At 67.9% G+C, this 17231-nt stretch carries 8 protein-coding genes; 6 read left to right on the forward strand and 2 right to left on the reverse strand.

Annotation, left to right across the window (positions count from 1 at the left end):
* Window positions 1–167 precede the first annotated feature (167 nt).
* Window positions 168–986 carry an NADPH-dependent 7-cyano-7-deazaguanine reductase QueF gene (queF, locus tag ABE424_RS10255; RefSeq protein ID WP_346490642.1) on the reverse strand — a complete coding sequence of 273 codons (819 nt, stop codon included), beginning with the start codon at window positions 984–986 and terminating at the stop codon, window positions 168–170.
* Between the two features lie 170 nt (window positions 987–1156).
* Window positions 1157–2488: a M20 family metallopeptidase gene (locus ABE424_RS10260; RefSeq protein ID WP_346490641.1), complete on the reverse strand. Its 1332-nt coding sequence runs from the start codon at window positions 2486–2488 to the stop codon at window positions 1157–1159.
* Between the two features lie 232 nt (window positions 2489–2720).
* Between ABE424_RS10260 and ABE424_RS10265 the strand changes: the two genes are divergently transcribed.
* The 6 genes from ABE424_RS10265 to ABE424_RS10290 all read left to right on the forward strand — a co-directional run bounded on the left by ABE424_RS10265 (window position 2721) and on the right by ABE424_RS10290 (window position 17164).
* Window positions 2721–3959 (forward strand): efflux RND transporter periplasmic adaptor subunit, encoded by a 1239-nt coding sequence (locus tag ABE424_RS10265; RefSeq protein WP_346490640.1) that lies wholly within the window; start codon window positions 2721–2723, stop codon window positions 3957–3959.
* Window positions 3960–4047: 88 nt separating this feature from the next.
* Window positions 4048–7287: an efflux RND transporter permease subunit gene (locus ABE424_RS10270; protein WP_346490639.1), complete on the forward strand. Its 3240-nt coding sequence runs from the start codon at window positions 4048–4050 to the stop codon at window positions 7285–7287.
* A gap of 34 nt (window positions 7288–7321) precedes the next feature.
* Entirely contained in the window at window positions 7322–10447 is a 3126-nt protein-coding gene (locus ABE424_RS10275) for an efflux RND transporter permease subunit (protein WP_346490638.1), read from the forward strand.
* 227 nt (window positions 10448–10674) lie between these two features.
* Window positions 10675–12744, forward strand: coding sequence for a TonB-dependent receptor (locus tag ABE424_RS10280; RefSeq protein WP_346490637.1), 2070 nt, complete (start codon window positions 10675–10677; stop codon window positions 12742–12744).
* Between the two features lie 181 nt (window positions 12745–12925).
* Window positions 12926–15103 carry a YccS family putative transporter gene (yccS, locus tag ABE424_RS10285; protein ID WP_346490636.1) on the forward strand — a complete coding sequence of 726 codons (2178 nt, stop codon included), beginning with the start codon at window positions 12926–12928 and terminating at the stop codon, window positions 15101–15103.
* Between the two features lie 171 nt (window positions 15104–15274).
* Window positions 15275–17164, forward strand: a complete 1890-nt coding sequence (locus ABE424_RS10290; protein WP_346490635.1) for an MFS transporter — start codon at window positions 15275–15277, stop codon at window positions 17162–17164.
* Window positions 17165–17231 lie beyond the last annotated feature (67 nt).

The raw sequence follows: 17231 nt of genomic DNA on the forward strand, positions 1-17231 counted from the left end.
GGATGTGAAGACGCGCGGAACCTGACAGACGGGGCACCGCCGTCAGGTAGAGCCACGCCATGCGTGGCTGGCGGGGCCGATCGACTCGCTGCCACGCGCAGCCACGCATGGCGTGGCTCTACCGTGGACTTGATGCGTGCTTGACCGCATCGACCAACGGTCGATGCCTACTGGCGCAGGTCGCGGACGGTGCGCGCCGGGGCGGCGATGCCCGGGCTGGCCCGCCACGGGTTGATGTCCAGGCCACCGCGGCGGGTGTAGCGCGCTTCCACTTCCAGCCACTGCGGCTGGCAGCGCTGGGTGATCTCGCTGAAGATCCGCTCCACGCACTGCTCGTGGAACTCGGCGTGTTCGCGATAGCTGATCAGGTACTTGAGCAGGCCGTCGCGGTCGATCTTCGGGCCGCGGTAGCGCACGCTGACGCTGGCCCAGTCCGGCTGGCCGGTGACCGGGCAGTTGGACTTCAGCAGGGCCGAGCTCAACGTCTCGGTCACCACCTCATCGGCATCGGCGAACAGAAACTCCGGTGCGGGCGGTCCGTAGCGCTCGATGGCGACATCGCGTTCGTCCAGCGATTCGCCCTCGGCGTCTTCCACCAGCGGCGGCACGCCGAACACCACCGTCACCACCGCGCCGGCACAGGCCGACAGGTCGCGGGTGATGCACAGCCGTGCGGCAGCGTCATCGTCGAAACGCGTGCTGTTGAGGGAGTTGAGGTAGAGCTTGAACGACTTGGATTCGATCAGGTTCGACGAGGTGCACGGCACGCTGACCGTGGCGACCGCCACGCGCGGCTTGCCGCGACCGTCCAGCCAGCTCAGCTCATAGGCCTGCCAGCGGTCATGGCCGACGAACGGCAGTGCCGCCTCGTCCAGGCCGATCTCCTCGCGGGCGCCACGGCGCGGGATGGGAAAGAGCAGGCCGGGATCGTACTGCGACGGGTAAGCCACCTCGCGACCGAGGCTGGAGTCCTGGGGGGTATTCATGCCGCCATTTTACGCCGGTAGGCGCGCGGCGTCCGGCGGCGAAACCGAACGGCCACGACGACCGGGTGATGGCGTTTCCAGTCGGCGGGAGGATCGGAACCCTCCCGCCCGTGCCGGGTTTCGCCCGGGCCAACGGCCGGGACCTACCGTCTACCAGCCTGGCGCTGACTTCAGCCTGCGCCAGGCGCCGCAGCCGGCGCCCCGTTCAGATAATCCAGACTCACCTGCAGCAGCGCGCGCAGGCCCACGTCCAGCGCCTTCTCATCGAGCAGGAACTTCGGCGAATGATTGGCCGGCGCGGTGGCGGGATCGATTCCTTCGCTGGTGGAGCCCACGAAGAAGAACATGCCGGGCACCTGCTGGGCATACAGCGAGAAGTCCTCCGCGCCCATCTGCAGCGGCGGCTCGTAGACGTTGCCCTCGCCCACCACGGCCTGCAGGCTCGGCAGCATCCGCGCGGTCAGCGCCGGATCGTTGACCGTGGCCGGGTTGCCCTCGGCCTCGTAGATCTCGGTTTCCGCCTTGGCGCCATGGGCAGCGGCGGTGTGTTCGGCCACGTTGCGCAGGTCGGCGAAAATCTGCTGGCGCATGCCCTCGTCGAAGGTCCGGATGGTGCCGACCATCTCCACTTCATCGGGGATGATGTTGTAGCGGATGCCGCCCTTGATCGCGCCGAAGGTCACCACGGCCGGCTGCTTGGACAGGTTGGCGCGGCGGCTGACGATGGTCTGCGCGGTGCCGACCAGGTCGGCCGTTGCCACGATCGGGTCCACCCCGTTCCACGGCGCCGAGCCATGGGTCTGGCGGCCGATCACCTTGATCCCGAAACGATCCGACGCCGCCATCAGCGGGCCGCCACGCACCGCGATCTGGCCGGCCGGCACGCTGGAGAACACATGCAGGCCGAATACCGCCTCCGGCTTGAAGTCCTTGAACAGGCCTTCCTTGAGCATCAACGCCGCACCGCCCTCTTCCGGCGGCGGCGCGCCTTCTTCGGCGGGCTGGAAGATCAGCATCACTTCGCCGGGCAGGTTCGCGCGCATCTTCACCAGCGCATCGGCCACGCCCAGCAGGGTGGCGGTGTGGGCGTCGTGGCCGCAGGCATGCATCACCCCGACGGTCTCGCCGCGATAGGTGCTGGTGGCCTTGGAGGCGAACGGCAGGCCGGTCTGCTCGGTCACCGGCAGCGCGTCCATGTCCGCGCGCAGGGCGATCCGCGGGCCGGGCTTGCCGCCCTTGATGATCGCCACCACGCCGTGGTGGGCGATGCCGGTCTGCGGCTTCAGGCCCATCGCGCGCAGGCGCTCGGCGACCTTGGCCGAGGTGCGTTCTTCGCGGTTGGACAGCTCCGGGTGCTGGTGGAAGTCGCGGCGCCAGTCGATCACCTGGGCCTTCAGGCGGGTCGCGGCGGCGGCCACTTCCGGGCGTTCGGCAGGGGCGGCGGCGGCCAGGCCGGGGGCGGCCAGCAGCAGGGCGGACATCAACAGCGACAGACGGGGCATTGAGGGTCTCCACGGATCAGGACGGCGGTCGAACCTGAATGTAGGGCATCGGCGCCGATCACGCTGTAACTTTCTGCCCCGGCAGACGTTCATGCAGGGAACCTCACCCGTCACATCCGGTCTGATCGCCCGTCCCATCCGTCATGCATGAAAGCCCACGGGCGACGGGTATGCTTTGCGCCTAGCCAACCGGGGCCCCCCGCCCTCCGCCAGCCCCCTCAGGAGTTATTGAATGTCGCGTTTCTGGAAGATCGTGCTGCTGGTGGTCGCAGTGCTGGTGGTTGCCGTTGTCGGCGTGCGCCTGATGGGTGGCAAGAAGGGGGACGCGGCGGGTCCGGCAGCCGAAGGGCGCCAGGGCGGTGATCCGGCCAATGCAGGCCCGGTGCCGGTCACGGTGATCGATGCGGTCCGCCAGGACGTACCGGTCTATGCCAGCGCGCTGGGCACGGTCGCGGCGATGAACACCGTCACGGTGAGCCCGCAGGTGGGCGGCCAGCTGATCAGCCTGAACTTCAAGGAAGGCCAGGAAGTGAAGAAGGGCGACCTGCTCGCGCAGATCGATCCGCGCACCCTGCAGGCCAGCTTTGATGAAGCCGCGGCGGCCAAGCGCCAGAACCAGGCCCAGCTCGCCACCGCGCGCTCCAACTACCAGCGCTCCAATTCGCCCGAGTACCGCCAGTACGTGGCCAAGACCGACCTCGACACCCAGCGCAACCAGGTCGCCCAGTTCGAGAGTGCCGTGGCCGCCAACGAGGCCAGCATGCGCGCCGCCCAGGTGCAGCTGCAGTACACCCGCGTCACCGCGCCGATCTCCGGCATCGCCGGTATCCGCGCGGTCGATGCCGGCAACATCGTCAGCGCCGGCGCCGCGCTGGTGACGCTGACCCAGATCCATCCGATCCACGTGGTGTTCAACCTGCCCGAGCGCCAGCTGCCGGCCGTGCGCCAGGCCCAGGCCGCCGGCGCGGTGGATATCGCCGCGCTGGACCGCAACGATGCGCACGTGCTCACCGATGGCGGCAAGCTGGACGTGGTCGACAACCAGATCAGCAGCGACAGCGGCACCTTCCGCGCGCGCGCCCTGTTCGACAACGAAGACAATGCGCTGTGGCCGGGCCAGTTCGTCAACGTCCGCATGCAGCTGCGCACCATCGCCGGCGGTGTGGTGATCCCGACCCAGGCCGTGATGCGCGGCCCGGATGGCGAGTACGTCTATATCGTCAAGCCGGACAGCACCGTGGCCATGCAGACGGTCAAGAGCGGCGTGGAAGTCGGCGACAGCCAGGTGCAGATCACCGAGGGCCTGAAGGGCGGCGAGCGGGTCGTGAGCGAAGGCCAGTTCCGGCTCAAGCCGGGCGCCAAGGTCACCGCGCTCAAGCCGGGCGAAACCCCGGCCGCGCCGACCGAAGCCGAGCTCAAGGCCGCCCAGCAGCAGGGTGGCGGTGGACGCCGCGGCGGCGGTCCGCGCTGATCGCGCCCGCCCCACGTTCCTGACGCCGGCGCACCTGCCGGCGTTCGCCTGATCCACCGCAGCACGACGCACCAGCAAGGACCCGCCCGTGGGCTTTTCGACGATTTTCATCCGCCGCCCGATCGCCACTTCGCTGCTGATGGCGGGCCTGCTGCTGCTCGGCATCCTCGGCTACCGCCAGCTGCCGGTGTCGGCGCTGCCCGAGATCGATGCGCCGAGCCTGGTGGTGACCACCCAGTACCCCGGCGCCAACGCGGTCACCATGGCCTCGCTGGTGACCACGCCGCTGGAGCGCCAGTTCGGGCAGATCTCCGGGCTGGAGATCATGACCTCCGATTCGTCGGCGGGGCTGTCCACGATCATCCTGCAGTTCTCGATGGACCGCGACATCGACATCGCCGCGCAGGACGTGCAGGCCGCGATCCGCCAGGCCACCCTGCCCTCCTCGCTGCCCTACCAGCCGGTCTACAACCGGGTGAACCCGGCCGACGCGGCGATCGTCACCCTCAAGCTCACCTCCGACACGCGCCCGCTGCGCGACGTCAACAACTACGCCGACTCCATCCTCGCCCAGCGCCTGTCGCAGGTGCAGGGCGTGGGCCTGGTCTCCATCGCCGGCAACGTGCGCCCGGCCGTGCGCATCCAGGTCAATCCGGCGCAGCTGTCCAACATGGGCCTGACCCTGGAAGACCTGCGCAGCGCGCTGACCCAGGCCAACGTCAATGCGCCAAAGGGCTCGCTCAACGGCAAGACCCAGTCCTATTCGATCGGCACCAACGACCAGCTGACCAGCGCCGCCGAGTACCGCGACACCATCATCAGCTACAAGAACAGCCGCCCGGTACGCCTGTCCGACGTGGCCAACGTGGTCGACGGCGTGGAGAACGACCAGCTGGCCGCATGGGCCGATGGCAAGCCGGCGGTGCTGCTGGAAGTGCGCCGCCAGCCCGGCGCCAACATCGTGCAGACCGTCGAGCGCATCCGTGCGCTGCTGCCGCAGCTGCAGAACGTGCTGCCGGCCGACGTGCACCTGGAGATCTTCAACGACCGTACCGAGACCATCCGCGCTTCGGTGCATGAAGTGCAGTTCACCCTGATCCTCACCATCGGCCTGGTGGTCGCGGTGATCTTCGTGTTCCTGCGCCGCCTGTGGGCGACCATCATTCCCTCGGTAGCGGTGCCGCTGTCGCTGGCCGGCACCTTCGGCGTGATGGCGTTCGCCGGCATGTCGCTGGACAACCTCTCGCTGATGGCGCTGGTGGTGGCCACCGGCTTCGTGGTCGACGATGCGATCGTGATGATCGAGAACATCGTGCGTTACATCGAACAGGGCAAGAGCGGACCCGAAGCGGCCGAGATCGGTGCGCAGCAGATCGGCTTCACCGTGCTCTCGCTGACCATCTCGCTGGTGGCGGTGTTCCTGCCGCTGCTGCTGATGCCCGGTGTCACCGGCCGGCTGTTCCACGAATTCGCCTGGGTGCTGAGCATCGCGGTGACGCTGTCGATGCTGATCTCGCTGACGCTCACCCCGATGATGTGCGCCTACCTGCTCAAGCCCGATGCGCTGCCCGAAGGCGAAGACGCGCACGAGCGGGCGGCCGCGTCCGGCAAGACCACCGTGTGGTCGCGCACCGTCGGCCTGTACGAACGCAGCCTGGACTGGGTGCTCGAGCATCAGCCGCTGACCCTGGCCGTCGCCGCCGGCGCACTGGTGCTGACCGTGGTGCTCTACATCGTGATCCCCAAGGGCCTGCTGCCCGAGCAGGACACCGGCCTGATCACCGGCGTGGTCCAGGCCGACCAGAACATCGCCTTCCCGCAGATGGAGCAGCGCACCAAGGCCGTGGCCGAAGCGCTGCGCGGCGACCCGGCGGTGACCGGCGTGTCGGCCTTCATCGGCGCCGGCACCATGAATCCCACACTCAACCAGGGCCAGCTGTCGATCGTGCTGAAGGAGCGCGGCGACCGCGACGGGCTGGATGAAATCCTTCCGCGCCTGCAGAAGGCCGTGGCCGGCATCCCCGGCGTGGCGCTGTACCTCAAGCCGGTGCAGGACGTCACCCTGGATACCCGCGTGGCCGCCACCGAGTACCAGTATTCGCTGTCGGACGTGGACAGCGCCCAGGTCGCGCTGCAGGCCACGCGGATGACCGAGGCGCTGCGCCAGCGTCCGGAACTGGCCGACGTGGACAACAACCTGTCCAACCAGGGCCGCGCGCTCGAACTGACCATCGACCGCGACAAGGCCAGCGTGCTCGGCGTGCCGATGCAGACCATCGACGACACGCTGTACGACGCCTTCGGCCAGCGCCAGATCTCGACCATCTTCACCGAGCTCAACCAGTACCGCGTGGTGCTGGAAGTGGCGCCGGAGTTCCGCACCAGCACCGCGCTGATGAACCAGCTGGCGGTCGCCTCCAACGGCGCCGGCGCACTGACCGGCAGCAATGCGACCAACTTCGGCCAGGTGACCTCGTCCAACTCGTCCACCGCCACCGGTATCGGTGCGCAGAACACCGGCATCCCGGTCGGCGCCGGTAACATCATCCCGCTGGCCGCGCTGGCCGAAGGCCGGGTCACCAGCACTCCGCTGGTGGTCAGCCACCAGCAGCAGCTGCCGGCGGTCACGGTGTCGTTCAACATCGCGCCCGGCTACTCGCTGTCCGATGCGGTGAAGGCGATCGAAGAGACCAAGGCCAGCCTGGACATGCCGTCGCAGGTGCACGCGCAGTTCATCGGCAAGGCCGCCGAGTTCACCGGCAGCCAGACCGACGTGGTGTGGCTGCTGCTCGCCTCGCTGGTGCTGATCTACATCGTGCTGGGCGTGCTGTATGAGAGCTACATCCATCCCTTCACCATCATCTCCACCCTGCCCCCGGCCGGTGTCGGCGCGCTGCTGGCGCTGATGGTGTGCGGGCTGCCGCTGTCGGTGGACGGCATCGTCGGCATCGTGCTGCTGATCGGCATCGTCAAGAAGAACGGCATCATGATGGTCGACTTCGCGATCGAGGCCCGCCGCACCGGGGCCAACGCGCATGAGGCGATCCGTCGTGCCTGCCTGCTGCGTTTCCGCCCGATCATGATGACCACCGCTGCCGCGATGCTCGGTGCATTGCCGCTGGCGCTGGGCACCGGCATCGGCTCGGAACTGCGTCGTCCGCTGGGCATCGCCATCGTCGGCGGCCTGCTGCTGTCGCAGCTGGTCACGCTGTACACCACGCCGGTGATCTACCTGTACATGGAACGCTTCTCCGAGCGCCTGCGCCAGCGGCGCGAACAGCGCGCGCTGCGCCACGGCCATGGCCCGGTGCAGGAGCCGCAGGCGTGATGATCAGCACCGCAGACCGCTGCGGAGGCGTTCGATGAACATCTCCGGCCCGTTCATCCGCCGCCCGATCGGCACCGCCCTGCTGGCCATCGGCCTGTTCGTGGTGGGTGTGATCTGCTACCTGCAGCTGGGCGTGTCGGCGCTGCCGAACATCCAGATCCCGGTGATCTTCGTGCATGCCAACCAGGCCGGCGCGGATGCCACGACGATGGCCTCCACGGTGACCGCGCCGCTGGAGCGCCACCTCGGCCAGCTGCCGGGCATCGACCGCATGCGCTCGTCCAGCTCGGAAGGCAGCTCGCTGGTCTTCATGATCTTCCAGAGCGACCGCGACATCGATTCGGCCGCGCTGGACGTGCAGACCGCGATCAACTCGGCGCAGTCCGACCTGCCCGCCGGGCTGGGCACGCCGATGTTCCAGAAGGCGAACCCGAACGACGACCCGGTCATCGCGATCGCCCTGACCTCGGAAACGCAGTCGGCCGACGACCTCTACAACGTGGCCGATTCGCTGCTGGCCCAGCGCATCCGCCAGATCACCGGCGTGTCCTCGGTGGATATCGCCGGCGCCTCCACGCCGGCCGTGCGCGTGGACGTCAACCTGCGCCTGATGAACGCGCTCGGCCTGACCGCCGATGACCTGCGCAACGCCGTGCGCGCCGCCAACGTGACCTCGCCCACCGGCTTCCTCACCGATGGCAACACCACCACCGCGATCATCGCCAACGACTCCGTGGCGCGCGCGGCCGATTTCGCCCAGCTGGTGATCAAGACCGCCGACGATGGCCGCGTGATCCGCCTGCAGGACATCGCCAACGTCTACGACGGGCAGCAGGACGCCTACCAGGCCGCATGGTTCAACCACAAACCGGCGGTGGTGATGTACGTGTTCACCCGCGCCGGCGCCAACATCGTGGAAACCGTGGACCGGGTGAAGGCGCAGATCCCGACCCTGCGCGACTACCTGCAGCCGGGCACCACGCTGACCCCCTATTTCGACCGTACCCCGACCATCCGCTCCTCGCTGCATGAAGTGCAGATCACCCTGCTGATCGCGCTGGCGATGGTGGTGCTGACCATGGCGCTGTTCCTGCGCCGGCTCGCCCCGACCCTGATCGCCGCGGTGACCGTGCCGCTGTCGCTGGCCGGCGCTGCGCTGGTGATGTACGTGCTGGGCTTCACCCTGAACAACCTGAGCCTGCTGGCGCTGGTGATCGCGATCGGCTTCGTGGTCGATGATGCGATCGTGGTGATCGAGAACATCATGCGCCACCTCGACGAGGGCATGACGCGCATGCAGGCCGCCCTCACCGGCGCGCGCGAGATCGGCTTCACCATCGTCTCGATCACCGCCTCGCTGGTGGCGGTGTTCATCCCGCTGCTGTTCGCCAAGGGCATGATGGGTGCGTTCTTCCGGGAGTTCACCGTCACCCTGGTCGCGGCCATCGTGGTCTCGATGGTCATCTCGCTGACCCTGACGCCCGCACTGTGCAGCCGCTTCCTGAGCGCGCATGCCGATGGCGGCGCACCGAGCCGCTTCGGCCGCCTGCTCGATGCCGGCCACGACCGCATGCTGCGCATCTACGTGAAGCTGCTGGACTTCTCGCTGCGCCATGCGCTGCTGCTGTCGCTGACCCCGCTGCTGCTGATCGGTGCCACGGTGTTCCTGTTCGGTGCGGTCAAGAAGGGCGCGTTCCCGGCCCAGGACACCGGCCTGATCTGGGGCCGCGCGAATTCCAGTGCGACCGTCTCCTTCGAAGACATGGTCAACCGCCAGCGCCGCATCACCGACATGCTGATGGCCGACCCGGCGGTGAAGACCGTGGGCGTGCGCCTGGGCAGTGGCCGCCAGGGATCCAGCGCGCAGTTCAACGTCGAACTGAAGTCGCGCAAGGACGGCCGCCGCGAGACCACGGCGGAGGCCTTGGCCCGCCTGAGCGCGAAGGCCGACCGCTACCCGGACCTGCAGCTGCGGCTGCGTGCGATCCAGGACCTGCCCAGCAATGATGGCGGTGGTGCCAGCCAGGGCGCGCAGTACCGCGTCTCGCTGCAGGGCAACGACCTGGCCCAGCTGCAGGAGTGGCTGCCCAAGCTGCAGGCCGCGCTGAAGAAGAACCCGAAGCTGGCCGACGTCGGCACCGACGTGGACGCTGCCGGCCTGCGCCAGAACATCGTGATCGACCGCGCCAAGGCCGCACGCCTGGGTGTGTCGGTCGGTGCGATCGACGGCGCGCTGTACGGTGCCTTCGGCCAGCGCCAGATCTCCACGATCTACTCGGACATCAACCAGTACAGCGTGGTGGTCAACGCCCTGCCCGAACAGACCGCGACACCGGGGGCGCTGGACCAGATCCATGTGCGCGCTGGCAATGGCGAGATGGTGCCGATCACGGCCGTGGCCGAGCAGGTGCCGGGGCTGGCCCCGTCGCAGATCACCCACGAAAACCAGTACACCACGATGGAGCTGAGCTACAACCTCGCCCCCGGCACCAGCATGGGCGAGGCCAAGGCCATCATCGACAGCACGGTCAACGGCATGCGCATGCCCGGCGACATCCGCCTGGCCGAGGACGCGGGCTTCGGCTTCGATTCGGACCCGATGGCGATGCTGATCCTGGTGATGGCGGCGATCATCACCGTCTACCTGGTGCTGGGCATGCTCTACGAGAGCCTGATCCATCCGGTCACCATCCTCTCCACGCTGCCGGCGGCGGGCGTGGGCGCGCTGCTGGCGCTGTACGGCACCAACACCGAGCTGTCGGTGATCTCGATGATCGCGCTGGTGCTGCTGATCGGCATCGTCAAGAAGAACGCGATCATGATGATCGACTTCGCGGTGGTGGCGCAGCGCGAGCACGGCAAGTCCCCGCTGGAAGCGGCACGCGAAGCGAGCATCGTGCGCTTCCGCCCGATCATGATGACCAGCATGGTGGCGATCCTGGCGGCGGTGCCGCTGGCGATCGGCCTCGGCGAAGGCTCCGAGCTGCGCCGCCCGCTGGGCATCGCGATGATCGGCGGCCTGCTGTTCTCGCAGAGCCTGACCCTGCTCAGCACCCCGGCGCTGTACGTGATCTTCTCGTGCCTGCGCGAGCGCTGGGTGGCCCGTCGCGCGCGGCGCCGCGAGAAGCGCGCCCTGAAGCGCAGCGCCATCGCCCGGTAGGTACCGACCGTTGGTCGGTACGTCAGGCAGGTACGCCCGGTAGGTGCGCCCCGGTTTGACGCCATGTAACAAAACGACAACAATTCTCATCCAGCCACGGTCCTGCATCGCCCTCTGCGATGCCCCCGCTGCCGGTTCCCGGCCAGCCTGCGCGATCCAGCCATCGACCCTCCCCCGCCCTCTGTAGATCGCGGACGGCGTTGTGCTGTCCGCCAAGGAACCCATCGATGCTGTCGTCCTCCCTGCCCCGCCTGGCCACGCTGGCCGTTGCGCTGTCGCTCGCCTGCGCCGCCCATGCCCAGTCCGCGCCCGACGGCGGCGCCCGGGCGCGCTCCGCCACCGACCTGGATGCCATCAAGGTCACCGCCGAACGCACCCACACCGACACCGGCGCCCTGGGTGACCGCGCCGTGCGCGACACCCCGTTCGCGATCTCGGTGGTGGGCCGGGAAGACATCGAGAAGCGTCAGGTGGTCTCGCTCGGCGAGGCCTTCCTGACCGACCCCTCGGTGGTCACCCAGGTCAGCGCCTATGCCAGCGGCTGGAGCTCGCCGATCCGCAACCGCGGCATCGAGCTGAGCTACGACAGCTACCGCGTCAACGGCCTGCAGGTGTCCTCGTGGGGCACCGAGTGGCCACTGGAAGTCATGGAGCAGGTGGAACTGCTGAAGGGTCCCGGCGGTTTCATGTACGGCTTCGGCCAGCCCGGCGGCATCGTCAACTACGTCACCAAAAAGCCCACCGAGGTCACCACGCTGTCGGCGCAGCTGGGCTGGCGCGAGGCCGGCATCGTCAGCGGCCAGGTCGATGTGGGCGGGCGCTTCGGCAACGAGGACATGTTCGGCTACCGCTTCAATGCCTACCAGGAGAAGGGCGAGACCTTCAACGGTGGCGACGTGGACCGCAAGGTTGGTGCGCTGTCGCTGGACGCGCGCCTGAGCGACCGCCTCACCTGGACCTTCGATGGCGTGTTCCAGTCGCGCGATCTCGGCAACGAATCCCCGCAGTACTACTTCATCGGGCTGACCGGCCTGCCGCGTCCGCTTGCGGGCGACATCGACAACAGCATCGACGGCAGCTACTACGACACCCGCTCCAGCCTGCTCTCCACCGCCCTGGACTGGCAGATCAACAGCGACTGGAAGGCCAGCCTGAGCTATGGCGTGACCACCTCCTGGAATGACGTCAACAAGATCTTCGCCTACATCGATGACGTCAACGGCGATTACGACGTCAACACTTACGAGCTCGGCGGCAAGAGCGAGTGGAAGCTGGCCCAGGCCCTCGTGCAGGGCCGCTTCCAGACCGGCCCGCTGTCGCACCAGGTCGTTGCCGGCGTCTCCCACCAGACCGGGCTGGGTTGGGACCGCCCGTACGAATGGAACACCCTCGGCCGCGGCAACATCTACCAGCGCCCGACCCTGCGCCACGACGCGGTGGGCTCGCGCGTGCTGACGCGCGGCAGCGAGACCGTGCAGCAGGCGGTGTTCGTCAGCGACACCGTCAGCTTCGCCGATGGCTGGTCGCTGCTGGCCGGTGCGCGCTACAACGACTTCGAGAACAAGGGCGCGTACCACACCTATCCGGTCACCCCGACCTACGCCCTGATGTACAAGCCGGCCGATGCGGTGACGCTGTATGCCAGCTACGTCGAATCGCTGGAAGCCGGCAGCCGCGTGGGCAGCGACTACATCAATGCCGGTGACGTGCTCGACCCGACCATCAGCAAGCAGTACGAGTTCGGCGCCAAGATCGAGTACCCGCGCTGGAGCGCGAATGCGGCCGCCTTCCGATTGGAGCGTGGCGCGAACATCGATCTGATCACCTCCGCCGGCAAGCGGCTGGTGCAGGACGGCATCACCCTCTACGAAGGCGTGGAAGCCAGCGCCGACGTGCGCCTGACCGATGCGTTCACCCTCGGCGGCGGCGTCACCTGGCTGGACCCGACCTACGACAAGCTCTCCCCGGGCAGCGCGGCCCAGGAAGGCAACCGTACCGCCGGCGCCGCCCGCTGGCAGGGCGTGCTGCATGCCGATTACAGCGTCCCGCAGGTCGAGGGGCTGAGCGTGTATGCACTGGCCCGCTACTACGGCGACGTCTACTACGACGCCGACAACACCCTCAAGCTGCCCGACTACACGCTGGTCAACGCCGGCGTGGGCTACCGCATGCAGGCCGCGGGCCACCCCGTCACCTGGCGCGCCGGCGTGGAAAACCTCGCCAACCGAAAGTACTGGTCCAATGCAGGCGTGGGCCTGCCAAGGACCTTCGCGGTAAGCGTGCGCTTCGACATGTAACCGGAAAACCCACAGGTAGTGCCGGCCGCTGGCCGGCTCCCGACCATGCCGGGCTCCCAACCATGCCGGGCTGCCAACCATGCAGGACAGCCGGCCAGCGGCCGGCACTACCCTCGGCGGTGAAGGTGTCCCCTTCACCCCGCACCGGCAATAATGGCGGCCTCTCTTCCGCCGAGTCGCCATGCCTTCGTTCGAAACCCGCGTCAGCCGCCTGTGGGCGCATGAGAAGGCCAGCTATGGCCTGCGGGTGTTCATCGCGCTGTCCGCGGCGATGGGGCTGTGCTGGTACCTGGACCAGCTGACCGCCCTGCCCGGCGTGTTCCTGGGCATCATCGCCAGTGCGATCGCCGAGACCGACGACAACTGGTGGGGGCGGATCAAATCGGTGGCGCTGTCGCTGCTGTGCTTCGTGGCCGCGGCGGCCGCGGTGGTGCTGCTGTTCCCGCATCCGTGGTGGTTCATCACCGCGTTGGCGGCAGCCACCTTCGGGCTGACCCTGCTCGGCGCGCTGGGCGAGCGCTATGCCTCCATCGCGCAGGCCACGGTGACGCTGGCCATCTACACCATGATCGGGCTGGAGCAGCACGGCGCGGCCGATCTTTCACAGTCAATCAATGCGGTCAGCCACCTGCTGGCCGGCGCGGTCTGGTACGCCCTGCTCTCGATCCTGTGGACGGCCCTGTTCGCCAATCGGCCGGTGCGCGAGCGCGTGGCGCGGCTGTACCTGGAACTGGGTCGTTACCTGCAGCTCAAGGCCGATCTGTTCGAACCGGTCCGCGATGCCGATGTGCAGAAGCGCCAGCTGGCCCTGGCCGAACAGAACCGGCGCGTGGTCGAGGCCCTGAACATCGCCAAGACCGCGATCCTGGCCCGCTTCGGCCGCTCCGGCCGGCCCGGCGTGCAGTCCGGCCTGTACCTGCGGCTGTACTACATGGCGCAGGACTTCCACGAACGCGCCAGTTCCTCGCACTATCCGTATGGCGCGCTCACCGAGGCGTTCTTCCACAGCGACGTGCTGTACCGCTGCCAGCGCCTGCTCGCGCTGCAGGGCGAGGCCTGCGCCAACCTCGGCCAGGCCATCCGCCTGCGCCAGCCGTTCCAGTACGGCGAGCGCACCAAGCAGGCCACCGCCGATCTCACCGATTCACTGACCTGGCTGCGCGCCCAGCACAATCCGCAGTGGCAGCGCCTGCTGGCCTCGCTGGAACTGCTCGGCCACAACCTGCAGAGCATCGAACGCCGCCTGTCAGAGGCGGAGAAGTCCGAGTCTACCCTGGACAACGTCGATACCCGCCTGCGCGATACCAACCCGCACACGCTGCGCGAAATGGGCGTGCGCATCCGCCAGCAGCTCACCCCCGGTTCCGTGCTGTTCCGGCATGGCCTGCGCATGGCGCTGGCGCTGATCGTCGGTTTCGCCGCGATCCGACTGTTCAACGCCCAGAACGGCTCGTGGGTCCTGCTGACCATCGTCTTCGTGTGTCGTCCGCATTTCGGCGCGACCCGCCAGCGGCTGGCGCAGCGGATCGCCGGCACGCTGATCGGCCTGGTGCTGACCTGGGCGCTGATGCAGCTGTTCCAGGACCTGCGCATCGAACTGCTGATCGCGCTGCTTTCGGCGCTGTTGTTCTTCTTCACCCGCAGCGATCGCTACCTGGTGGCCTCGGCGGCGATCACGGTGATGGCGCTGACCTGCTTCAACCTGATCGGCGATGGCTTCCTGCTGATCTGGCCGCGGCTGGTGGATACGCTGCTGGGCTGTGCGATCGCCGCGGCCGCCGCGTTCCTGATCCTGCCCGACTGGCAGGGCCGCCGCCTGAACCTGGTGATGGCGCGCGTGCTCGACAACTGCGCGAAGTACCTGCACGCGGTGCTCGGCCAGTACGGCAGCGGCATGCAGGACGATCTGGCTTACCGGATCGCGCGGCGCGACATGCACAACGCCGATGCGGCGCTGTCCACGGCACTGTCGAACATGCTGCGCGAGCCAGGCCACGTGCGCCGCAACCTGGATGCCGGCTTCCGCTTTCTGGCGCTGTCCAACACCCTGCTCGGCCATCTCTCCGCGCTGGGCGCCCACCGCACCCAGCTGGACAGCTACGGCCAGGATCCGCTGGCGCTGTCCGGTGGGGAACGCGTCGAACAGGCGATGCAGCAGATCGCCAGCGCACTGCAGCAGCGCGAGCCGGTGGCCGAGGACGCCAACGACGGCGACCGCGCCCTGGCCGAGCAGCTGGAGCAGATCCCGGACGACATGCCGCCCAAGCTGCAGCTGATCCGCACCCAGATGGGGCTGATGCTGCGCCTGCTGCCCAAGCTGCGCGGTGCCGCCAACGAGGCCGCGCGCACGCTGCGGTAGGTATCGACCGTTGGTCGATACGGATGTTGAACGTCTCACGACCCATGGAACGTCTCACGACCAACGGTCGTGAGCTACCTGAGCCCGGGGGCTGCCTGCATCGTTCCGCGGCGCTGCCATGCTGCGCCAACAGGGAGAATGCTAGGCTGCGCCGGTTCGCAAGGAGTCTCCATGTCCGGCCATAGTCAGTTCGCTCTGCTCAGGCAACGCCGTTTCCTGCCGTTTTTCATCGTCCAGTCGCTGGGCGCGTTCAACGACAACGTCTACCGCCAGGCCATCATCGCGCTGCTGTTCTTCCTCGGCACGCCGATCGAAGAGCGCTCGCTGTATACCAACCTGGCCCCGGCGATCTTCATCCTGCCGTACTTCCTGTTCTCGGCGCTGGCCGGCCAGATCGCGGAGAAGCTGGAGAAATCGCGGCTGATCGTGATCACCACCACCATGGAAATCGCGATCATGTCGCTGGCCGCGCTCGGCTTCCTGACCGAGAGCATGCCGGTGCTGCTGGTCGCGCTGTTCTGCACCGGCATGCAGTCCACCCTGTTCGGGCCGGTGAAATACTCGGTGCTGCCGTCGATCCTCAAGCCCGAGGAACTGACCGGCGGCAACGGCCTGGTCGAGATGGGCACCTCGCTGTCGATCCTGACCGGCATGATCGCCGGCGGCCTGATCTTCACCCTGGCCGGAAGCCACGGTCCGATCGTGGCGGCCACGGCTGTGATCGTGCTCGCCATCGCGGGCAACCTCACCGCGCGGATGATTCCCAAGGTCGATGCCGGCGCGCCGGACCTGAAGATCAACTGGAACCCGCTGCCCGAGTCGCTGGCGGTGCTGCGCATGGCCAAGAAACAGAAGGCCGTGCGCAACGCGATCCTGGGCGTGTCCTGGTTCTGGTTCGTCGGCACCATGCTGACCTCGCAGCTGCCCACCTATGCCGAGGTGAACCTGGGCGGCGGCTCCACGCTGTACATCTTCGCGCTGGCGCTGTTCTCGCTGGGCACCGGCACCGGCTCGCTGCTGTGCGAGAAGCTGTCCGGGCGCACCGTTGAAATCGGCCTGGTGCCGCTGGGCGCCTTCGGCATGACCGCCTTCATGCTCGACCTGTACTTCGCGCGGGTCGGCGAATCGGCCGCCGCCGGGCTGTCGATCTGGCAGTTCGTGCAGGCCCCGGGCAGCGCGCGCATCATCATCGACCTGATCGGCATCGGCCTGTTCACCGGCTTCTTCGTGGTGCCGCTGTTCGCCCTGATCCAGAGCCGCACCGCCAAGTCGGAGATGTCGCGCGTGTTCGCCGCGCTCAACATCCAGAACTCGGGCTTCATCGTGCTCGCGGCGGGTCTTGGCCTGCTGACCCAGCGCGTGCTCGACTGGTCCATCCCCCAATTGTTCCTGGCGCTGGCGATCGCCAACGCGGTGGTGGCGATCTACATCTTCACGATCGTGCCCGAATTCCTGATGCGCTTCCTCAGCTGGGTGATGGTGCGTGCGCTGTACCGGCTGCGCCCGCACGGGATCGAGGCCCACGTGCCGGACGAGGGCGCGGCGCTGATCGTGTGCAACCACGTCAGCTACATGGACGCGCTGATCCTGTCGGCCACGATCCCGCGGCCGGTGCGCTTCGTCATGTACTACAAGATCTTCAACATCCCGGTGATGCGCTGGATCTTCCGCACCGCCAAGGCGATCCCGATCGCCGGCGCGCGCGAGGATCCGGCGCTGATGCAGGCCGCGTTCGACGAAGTGGACAAGGCGCTGGCCGAGGGCGAGCTGGTCTGCATCTTCCCCGAGGGCGCATTGACCCGCGATGGTCAGATGGGCGCGTTCAAGTCGGGCGTGGAAAAGATCCTGGAGCGCCGCCCGGTCCCCGTGGTGCCGATGGCGCTGCGCGGGATGTGGTCGAGCATGTGGAGCCGGCGCGACACGCGGTTGGGCCGCATGCGCGTGCCCCGCCGCTTCCGTGCGCATGTCGAGGTGGTTGCCTCTGCGCCGATCCCTGGCGATGCCGCGACCGCCCCGATGCTGGAAACGCAGGTGAGGCAGCTTCGAGGCGATCAGGCGTGAGCCCCGCCCTGCCTGCATGTAACCGTATACATGGACGCAGGCACATCGGTTAGATTACCGCCCGGGG

Source organism: Stenotrophomonas sp. TWI1149 (assembly GCF_039673155.1).
In the GTDB taxonomy this organism is placed as follows: domain Bacteria; phylum Pseudomonadota; class Gammaproteobacteria; order Xanthomonadales; family Xanthomonadaceae; genus Stenotrophomonas; species Stenotrophomonas maltophilia_AA.

Bases quoted from the DNA above. Each gene is read 5' to 3' on its own strand.
- queF (WP_346490642.1), bottom strand. From the start codon at position 986: ATGAATACCCCCCAGGACTCCAGCCTCGGTCGCGAGGTGGCTTACCCG.
- ABE424_RS10260 (WP_346490641.1), bottom strand. From the start codon at position 2,488: ATGCCCCGTCTGTCGCTGTTGATGTCCGCCCTGCTGCTGGCCGCCCCC.
- ABE424_RS10265 (WP_346490640.1), top strand. From the start codon at position 2,721: ATGTCGCGTTTCTGGAAGATCGTGCTGCTGGTGGTCGCAGTGCTGGTG.
- ABE424_RS10275 (WP_346490638.1), top strand. From the start codon at position 7,322: ATGAACATCTCCGGCCCGTTCATCCGCCGCCCGATCGGCACCGCCCTG.
- ABE424_RS10280 (WP_346490637.1), top strand. From the start codon at position 10,675: ATGCTGTCGTCCTCCCTGCCCCGCCTGGCCACGCTGGCCGTTGCGCTG.
- yccS (WP_346490636.1), top strand. From the start codon at position 12,926: ATGCCTTCGTTCGAAACCCGCGTCAGCCGCCTGTGGGCGCATGAGAAG.
- ABE424_RS10290 (WP_346490635.1), top strand. From the start codon at position 15,275: ATGTCCGGCCATAGTCAGTTCGCTCTGCTCAGGCAACGCCGTTTCCTG.